General features: G+C 73.0%; 8 protein-coding genes. 4 read left to right on the forward strand and 4 right to left on the reverse strand.

From position 1 onward, the window contains the following. Nucleotides 1-36 precede the first annotated feature (36 nt). On the reverse strand, nucleotides 37-1,233 hold the full coding sequence (locus tag EHS43_RS30845; protein WP_125193987.1) for a 4-hydroxybenzoate 3-monooxygenase: 1,197 nt from the start codon (nucleotides 1,231-1,233) through the stop codon (nucleotides 37-39). Nucleotides 1,234-1,555: 322 nt separating this feature from the next. On the opposite strand from EHS43_RS30845, the gene EHS43_RS30850 reads away from it, so the two are divergent. The 4 genes from EHS43_RS30850 (at nucleotide 1,556) to EHS43_RS30865 (ending at nucleotide 5,441) form a co-directional block, all read left to right on the forward strand. Beyond that, nucleotides 1,556-2,152, forward strand: a complete 597-nt coding sequence (locus EHS43_RS30850; protein ID WP_125193988.1) for a dihydrofolate reductase family protein — start codon at nucleotides 1,556-1,558, stop codon at nucleotides 2,150-2,152. Between the two features lie 77 nt (nucleotides 2,153-2,229). After that, a complete protein-coding gene (locus EHS43_RS30855; protein WP_125193989.1) occupies nucleotides 2,230-3,165 on the forward strand; it encodes a bifunctional helix-turn-helix transcriptional regulator/GNAT family N-acetyltransferase in 936 nt (311 codons plus the stop codon). 127 nt (nucleotides 3,166-3,292) lie between these two features. Further along, entirely contained in the window at nucleotides 3,293-4,093 is an 801-nt protein-coding gene (locus EHS43_RS30860; protein WP_125193990.1) for a sugar phosphate isomerase/epimerase, read from the forward strand. Nucleotides 4,094-4,205: 112 nt separating this feature from the next. Continuing rightward, entirely contained in the window at nucleotides 4,206-5,441 is a 1,236-nt protein-coding gene (locus EHS43_RS30865; RefSeq protein WP_125193991.1) for an MFS transporter, read from the forward strand. 15 nt (nucleotides 5,442-5,456) lie between these two features. Here the strand turns inward: EHS43_RS30865 and EHS43_RS30870 are convergent, their stop codons facing one another. From EHS43_RS30870 to aroA, 3 genes are read right to left on the reverse strand one after another with little or no spacing between them, the layout of a single operon-like run. Next, nucleotides 5,457-5,954 (reverse strand): GNAT family N-acetyltransferase, encoded by a 498-nt coding sequence (locus EHS43_RS30870; protein ID WP_125193994.1) that lies wholly within the window; start codon nucleotides 5,952-5,954, stop codon nucleotides 5,457-5,459. A 26-nt stretch (nucleotides 5,955-5,980) separates the two neighbouring features. After that, entirely contained in the window at nucleotides 5,981-6,613 is a 633-nt protein-coding gene (locus tag EHS43_RS30875) for a GNAT family N-acetyltransferase (RefSeq protein ID WP_125193992.1), read from the reverse strand. A gap of 7 nt (nucleotides 6,614-6,620) precedes the next feature. After that, the gene (gene aroA, locus EHS43_RS30880; RefSeq protein WP_125193993.1) at nucleotides 6,621-7,886 is read right to left on the reverse strand and encodes a 3-phosphoshikimate 1-carboxyvinyltransferase; all 1,266 of its coding nucleotides are present in this window, start codon (nucleotides 7,884-7,886) and stop codon (nucleotides 6,621-6,623) included. Nucleotides 7,887-8,038 lie beyond the last annotated feature (152 nt).

Consider the following 8,038-nt stretch of genomic DNA (forward strand, 5'->3'; position numbering starts at 1 on the left):
GAGCGGGACTGAGGCTGGGGCGGGCCGTGAAGTGCGCTACAGGCCCGCGTAGTTGTCCGCGAAGGAGTGCTGCTGGACGGTTGAGGTCCGCAGGTTCTCCAGGCGGGAGTCGCGCAGGGCGCGCAGGAAGCGGGACTCCTCGTCGTCCCCGTGGGGCGCGTGCAGCAGGCCGATCATCCAGTGGGAGAACTCCTGGGCCCGCCAGATCCTCGGCAGACAGGTGGCGGAGTACCGGGCCAGCGGCTCCTCGTCCCCCTCGTGGACGGCGGTGGTGAACGCCCGCGCCAGGGTCTGGGCCGCCATGACGGCGAGGTTGGCCCCCTTGGCCGCGGACGGGCTGATCAGGCCCGCCGCGTCACCCGCGAGGAACAGCCGTCCGTACTGCATCGGGTCGAGCACGTCGGATTCCAGGTCGACGACGGCACGCTCCAGGACGGGTCCCCGGCGCAGCGGGCCGAATCGTTCCGCCCGCATGCGCAGGTCGAGTTCGTCCCAGACGGCCGTCTCACTCCAGGAGCCGGGGTCCGTGCCGGGCTCGCACTGGAGGTAGTACCGGGTGACGCTGGGAGTGCGGGCCATGTGCCCGGCGAAGCCGCGCTCGTGCACCGCGTAGGTGACCGCGGGCAGCGCGGGAGGTGTCCCGACGAGCAGGGCGAGCCAGGACACGCCGTGCCGCCGCCGGTGCGCGCGCACCTCGCCCGCGGGGATCTGTTGTCGGCACGTCCCCTGCCGGCCGTCGCAGCCCGCGACGTACCGGCCCGTCAGGCGGTACGGCCCCTGCGGGCCGTGGGCCATCAGCCAAGGCCGTTCGCCGTCCAGGCCGCCCACCTCGCTCACCGGGGTCCCGAACCGCAGGTCACCACCGCGGCGCAGGAACTCGGCCACCAGGTCGGACACCAGGTCCTGCTGCGGGTAGACGGTGTGGGCCTCGCCGCGGCCGAGGCTGCCGTACCGGAGGGCGAACTCCCCGCGCTCGGTGCGGAAGACGCAGGTGCCGTGCGTCCGGCCGCGCGCCAGCAGACCGGCGCCGAGGCCGTTGCCGACGAGGACACGGACCGTCTCGGCCGCCAGGAAGCCCGCCCGCGCACGCCGTTCGACGTGCGCGCGGCTGCTCCGCTCCACGATCAGACAGTCCACGCCGGCCGCCAGCAGCAGATTGCCGAGCACCAGCCCGGCGGGTCCCGCACCGACGATCAGTACTGTCGCCCCACCCTTGGAGGACCGTTTTTCCACTTGCTCCCCGCCTTTTCGATCATTCGGGAGAATTCAAGCAACATGGGGAGAACAGGTGAATGCACGACATTGACCCGAACGGGCGGGCGGAACACGCAGTTGACGCACTCGCGCACCTCCGTGAGCTGGGGCGGCAACGATTCCTGTCCCTTGCCGTGTGGCCGCCGTTTCACCCGTTCGAGGGGAGTTGGCGGTCGCGGGCGCCCGTGCCACCCGGCGCACGCCGAGGCGCTCGCTCCGGTGCATACGCTCTCCACCGATGAGTTCCACCGTCCCCCGCGGTCTGTATGGCCGTAACCCACCAGGAACCGGAGTGAGTCCCATGCGCATCGTGGTCAGTGAGTTCATCAGTCTGGACGGCGTCGTACAGGCGCCCGGCGGGCCCGAGGAGGACACCGACGGCGGGTTCGCCCACGGGGGCTGGTCGCACCCGTACTTCGACGCCGAGGTGCTCGGACCGGCGTTCACCGAGGGGATGGAGCGCGCCGAGGCGCTGCTGTACGGGCGGCGGACGTATCTGACGATGGCGGGGGCCTGGCCGGAGCGCGCCGGGGACCCGTTCGCCGACCGGCTGAACTCCCTGAAGAAGTACGTCGTCACGGACACCCTCGGCGACGACGAGCTGACCTGGAACAACACCGAGCGGATCCCCGGCTCCGAGGCCGTTTCGCGGATCCGTGCGCTGCGGGAGCGCGAGGGCGGCGAGCTGGCGATGATGGGCAGCCCCACCCTCGTCCGCACGCTGATCGGTGAGGGGCTCGTCGACGAGCTCCAGCTCATCGTGATGCCGGTGCTGCTCGGCGGCGGCAAGTCGATCTTCCCGGAGGACGGCGCCAAGCGGCCGTTCGAGCTGGTCTCCACGACCACCGGGAAGACCGGCGTCCAGGTGTGCGTCTACCGGCCGGTCACCGAGGGGTAGCCGCGGCGGGCGCGGACGTCCTACGCTCGACCCATCGGTATCTCTGACTCAGTCAAACATCCGGGGGTCGACCGGTCATGACCGTCCAGGAAGTCCGCGCCTTCAACCGCTTCTACACCAACGTCATCGGCGCCCTCGACTACAGCCGCCGGCTGTACGCCCCGTACACCCTCACCGAGTCCCGCGTGCTGTACGAACTCGCGCACTCCCCGCGCACCGACGCGGCCGACCTGCGCACCGAGCTCTCGCTGGACGCGGGGTACTTGAGCCGCATCCTGAACAAGTTCGAGCGGGACGGGCTGATCGAGCGGACGGCTTCCCGCGAGGACCCGCGCCGGGTGCGGGTGACGCTCACCTCCCGGGGCCGGGAGACCGCCGCGCTGCTCGCCGAGCGCGCCGACGAATCGGTGGGCGCGCTCCTCGCCACCGTCCCCCTGGCCGACCGGCCCCGGCTCACCGAGGCGATGCACACCGTCCGCACCCTCCTGTCCGACGGCCGCCCTCCCCGTCGGCGCGAGGACGTCGTGCTGCGCGAGCCGGGCCCAGGGGACCTCGGCTGGATCGTGGCCCGCAACGCGGCCCTGTACGCCGCCGAGTACGGCTTCAACGCCGACTACGAGGCCCTGGTCGCGAGGATCGTCGCCGACTTCGCGGAGGACCACGATCCGCATCTGGAGCGGGTGTGGATCGCCGAGCTGGACGGCCGGCCGGTGGGCTGTGTGATGTGCGTACGGGACGACGCTCCCGCGACCGCCCGGCTGCGGCTGCTCCTCGTCGAGCCCGAGGCGCGCGGACTGGGCATCGGGGACCGGCTGGTGTCGGCCGTCGTCGGCTTCGCCCGCGAGGTCGGCTACCGCGAGCTGGTGCTGTGGACCAACGACGTCCTCGCCGCGGCCCGCCGCCTCTACCAGCGCCACGGTTTCGTCCTGGCCGCCGAGAACCCCCACCGCTCCTTCGGCAGGGACCTGAACGGCCAGGACTGGCGACTGGACCTGACCGGTGCGGGTGAGTGAGGGGACGCGCGCGGTGTGCGGGCGGTGAGTGGCTGAGCCAGTCTGCTGGTGAGTGGCTGAGCCACTCGCCACCCCCGGCCCCTCCCGGGCTGGACCTCACCGACTCCACGGGGTGAGAGTAGAGCGCATGAAACTGGCGTTCTCCACCCTCGGTGTCCCCGGCCTCCCCCTCACCGACGTGCTGCGGCTCGCGACCACGCACGGCTATCACGGAGTAGAACTGCGCGCGCATCCGGAGGAGCCGGTGCACCCCGGTATCGGGCTCGCCGAACGGGCCGACGCGGTCGCCGAGTTCAAGGCGGCGGGCGTGGAGGTCCTCGGCCTCGCCGGGTACGCGCGCGTGGCCGCCCCCGGCGACGACGAACCCGTCGTGGAGGAGATCCACCGTCTCCTGGACCTGGCCCGCGACCTCGGCGCCGGCTTCGTGCGCGTCTTCCCCGGCGCCGCCTCCGACCAGTCCCGCGAGGAGGCCGACGCCACGGCCGCCCGGCGGCTCGGTACGGCCGCGGAGTACGCCGGCGACCTCGACGTGCGCATCCTCCTCGAAACCCACGACTCGCACCGCACGGGCGCCGACGCGATCCGGATCCTCGGCCCGGTCGGTCACCGTCAGGTGGGCTCGCTCTGGGACGTCATGCACACCTGGCTCGGCGGTGAACAGCCCTCCGAGACCTACGCGGCCCTCGGCCCGTACCTCGGATACGTCCAGGTCAAGGACATCGCGTCGGCCGAGGACACCACCCCGGTCGCGCTCGGCGCCGGCGTCCTGCCGCTCGCGGAGTGCGTGGAGGTGCTCTCCCGGCACGGCTGGGACGGCTGGCTGTGCTGGGAGTACGAGAAGCGCTGGTACGAGGCGGCCGCGCCGCTGGAGGAGCTGCTGGGCACGGGCCGCGACCACCTGGCCCGGCTCCTGAACGACTCCGCATGAACGACCCCGCCTGAACGACTCCGCCGACGGAGAGAAACTCGGATGCGGGGGCGGACGCGGCCGGATAGCGTCCCCGGGTGCATCCGCCCGCCCCGCCTCCGCGCCCCGTGTCATGAGTCTCAGCCGTACGTTCCTCGATGTACGGCCCCTGCGCACCTCGCCCGTCTTCCGGCGGCTGCTGTTCGGGCGCACGGTGTCCACGCTGGGCAGCTTCATGACCATGGTGACCGTCATGTACCAGGTGTGGGACATGACCCACAGCACGGTCTGGAGCGGCGCGGTGGGCGTCGCGCAGGCGGTGCCGATGGTCGGGGTCAGCCTGTTCGCGGGTTCCTGGGTCGACCGGGCCGACCGGCGCCGGGTGTATCTCACCGGTACCGTCGGCTCGGCGGTCTGCTCCCTGCTGCTGGCCGTGCAGGGTTTCGCCGGGCACGCGCCGGTGCTGGTGGTCCTGCTGCTGGTCGCCGCGCAGACCTCCTTCGCCGCGCTCGGCGCCCCCGCCGCCGGTGTGTTCGTGCCGCGACTGCTGCCCAGGGAGCAGGTGGCCGCCGGTCTCGCGCTCCAGCAGGTCACCGGCCAGGCGATGATGCTGGTCGGCCCGGCCGTCGCCGGGGTCGTGCTCGGCTGGTGGGGCATCGGCGTCTGCTACCTCCTGGACACCCTGAGCTTCGCGATGTCCTTCTACGGCGCCTTCGGTCTGCCCGCGCTGCCGCCCGAGGGGGACAAGTCCCGCCCCGGTCTGCACGGCGTCGTGGACGGGCTGCGCTTCCTGACAGGTCACCGGGTGGTGCGCGGCGCGCTGCTGACCGATCTGGCCGCGACCGTGCTGTCCATGCCGGTGAGCCTGTTCCCGCTGGTCAATGAGGAGCGCTTCGGCGGCGATCCGCGCACCCTGGGGCTGTTCCTGTCCGCGCTGGCCGTGGGCGGTGTCGCCGCGACGGTCCTCTCCGGCCCGGTCACCCGCCTGGCTCGGCCCGGCCCGGTGATGCTGTGCGCGTCGGCGGCCTGGGGTGCGGCCCTGGCGCTGTTCGGCCTGACCACCAGCGCGTGGGTGGGCCTGGGCGTCCTGGCGCTGGCCGGCGCGGCGGACGCCCTCGCCGTCCTCTCCCGTACGACCATCGTCCAGACCCGCACCCCGGACGCCCTGCTCGGCCGGGTCACGGCCGCCGAGACGATCGTCGGCCAGGCGGGCCCGCATCTGGGCAACCTGCGCGGCGGCCTGGTCGCGGGCTGGAGTTCGGGAGTGACGGCCCTGATCGCGGGCGGCCTGATGTGCGTGGCGGCGGTGGCCTGGGTCGGCGCGAACACACCCGAGCTACGGGCGATGCCGGCCCCGGAGGAGGCGTGACCGTCGCCCTCCGGCTCACGACGGTGTGATCGACCAGTGGTTGCTGCGCAGGACCCGGTCCGCGAACGGCATGTCGACCTCACCGAGCAGCCGGAAGCCCAGTGAGCGGCAGATGCCGTTCGAGGGCCCGTTGCTCGTCGCAGGGAAGGCGTGGATGTCGCCCCAGCGGTGCGCGGCCCACGCCTGCGCGAGCAGTGCGCCGACCGCGCGCTTTCCCAGGCCCCGCCCCTGGAACTCGGGAAGCACCATCCAGCCGATCTCCGAGAGGGGGCCGCCGCCGGGGTCGTGGGACCAGATGGTCACCGCCCCCGCCACCACCTCGGGCCGGTCCGGATCGGGGACGATCATCTTGATCCAGGACTGGTCGGCCGCCGCCTCCTCGGCGTCCCGGCGCACCTTGTCCGCCATGCCCGTGCGCGGCAGCGGGCCGCCGAGGTCGGCCATCATGACGGGATCGCACCGCATCCGGACGTAGGCGTCCACGTCGTCCACCGTGACATCGCGCAACAGCACCAGGTCCTCCAGAGTTCCGGTCCGTCTCACCCCCGGCGCGCCACGAACCCCGTCACCCGCTCCCGGAGTCCCTCCCGGCACTGCGGCCACTCCTGCGCCGTGACCGAGAAGATCGCCGAGTCGCGCAGGCGGCCGTCCTCGCCCGGGGCCCAGGAGCGGGACCAGTTGCGCAGGACGCCCTCGAAGCGGGCGCCGACGCTCTGGATCGCGGCGCGTGAGCGGTCGTTGCGGGCGTCCGTCTTCAGGTCGACCCGCTGCACGCCCCACTCCTCGAAGGCGTGTTGGAAGAGCAGCAGTTTGGCTTCGGCGTTGACGCCCGTGCCCTGGGCCGAGGCTCCCAGCCAGGTGAACCCGACCTCCACGGCGTCGAGTTGCTCCGGCGAGCGCCAGCAGCGCGGCTCCCAGAAGGACGTGGCCCCCACCGCCCGGCCCGTCGCCACCGACACCTGGGCGTAGGGCGCGAGCGCTCCCGTCGCCGCCCGTGCGAGCTGGGCGTCGACGTAGTCGCCGACCTCGTCGGCCCTGGGCACCCACGTGTAGGCGTAGGTGCCGCGGTTCTCCTCCGCCGCCACGGCCAGGTCCGCCGTGTGCCCGTGGTCCAGGGGTTCCAGGCGCACCAACTCGCCCTCCAGGACCGGCCCTTTCAGCTGGAAGCCCACCGTCTCATCAACTCCCGATGCCCCTGCGCAACTCCGCGAACGCCTCGTGGAAACCGGGGAAAGTCTTGCGTACGCAGCCGGGGTCGTCGAACGAGATTCCCGGCACCCGCAGGCCGGTGACCGCGAAGGACATGACGATGCGGTGGTCGCCGTACGTCCGGATCTCCGTGCCCGCCGGGGCGGCCGTCCCGGGGTGGATCTCGATCCAGTCGGGGCCCGTGGACACCCGCGTGCCGAGCCGCCGCAGGTTCTCCGCGCAGGCCTCCAGGCGGTCGCACTCCTTGACCCGCGTGTTGGCCACGTCCTCGATGCGGACCGGGCCGGAGGCGAAGGGGGCGATCGCGGCCAGCGTCGGCATGGTGTCGGAGATGTCGCGCATGGTGACCGTCAGGCCGCGCAGTTCGCCGGTGCCGCGGACCGTGGTGGCGTCGGCGCCGACGGTCACCTCGGCGCCCATCCGCCGCAGGACGTCCACGAAGGCGAGGTCGCCCTGGAGGGCGCCCGTGCCCAGCCCCGGGACCGTCACCTCGGCGCCCGGGGTCAGTGCCGCCGCGGCGAAGAAATAGCTCGCCGTGGACGCGTCCGGCTCGATCGCGTAGGTCGTGGCGCGGTAGCCGCCCGGCGGGACCACGAAGACGTCGCCCTCCCGGGCCACCTCCACCCCGAACGCCCGCATCATCGCGAGGGTGATCTCGACGTACGGCGCCGAGACCAGGTCCGTGACGCGGATGCGCAGTCCCCGGCGGGTCAGGGGGCCCAGCAGCAGGAGCGCGGTCAGGTACTGGGAGGACTGGCCCGCGTCGAGCACCACCTCTCCGCCGTCGACGCCCGCCGCCCGCACGGTCAGCGGGTGGTGTCCCTCCGCCTCCTCGTGCCGCAGGTCCACCCCCAGGTCGCGCAGCGCGCGCGACAGCGGCAGCAGCGGACGGCGGCGCATCTGGGGTGAGGCGTCGAAGCGGTAGGTGCCGTGGCCGGCCGCGGCCAGGGTGGGCAGGAAGCGGGCGGTCGTGGCGCCGTCCCGGCAGTACACGTCCGCCTCGGCGACCGCCGGTCCCTGCGGCCGGCCGTCCACCTGCCAGGTGTCGGGCGTACGGCCCACCCGGTAGCCGAGCCGTACCAGGCCCTCGGCGAAGCCCTCCGTGTCGTCCGAGCGCAGGGGGCGGACGAGGGTGGTCACCCCGTCGGCCGCGGCGGCCAGGAACAGGGCGCGGGCGGTGACGGACTTGGATCCGGGGAGGGTGAGGGACTGCGGAGTGGTGGTGTCGACGGGCATGCCCCTCATGATCGCCCAGGACCGCCCCCGACGCCGGGACGTCCACGGGATGGACCCGTTCAGGCGCGGCGCCCGGAGCGCGGCCCCCGCCCGCACCGGTCGTCGGCCGGTGCCCGTACGCCGGACAAGTCGCTGGCTCATCCGTCCCGTTG

It is taken from the genome of Streptomyces sp. RP5T, from assembly GCF_003933965.1.
Lineage (GTDB): Bacteria > Actinomycetota > Actinomycetes > Streptomycetales > Streptomycetaceae > Streptomyces.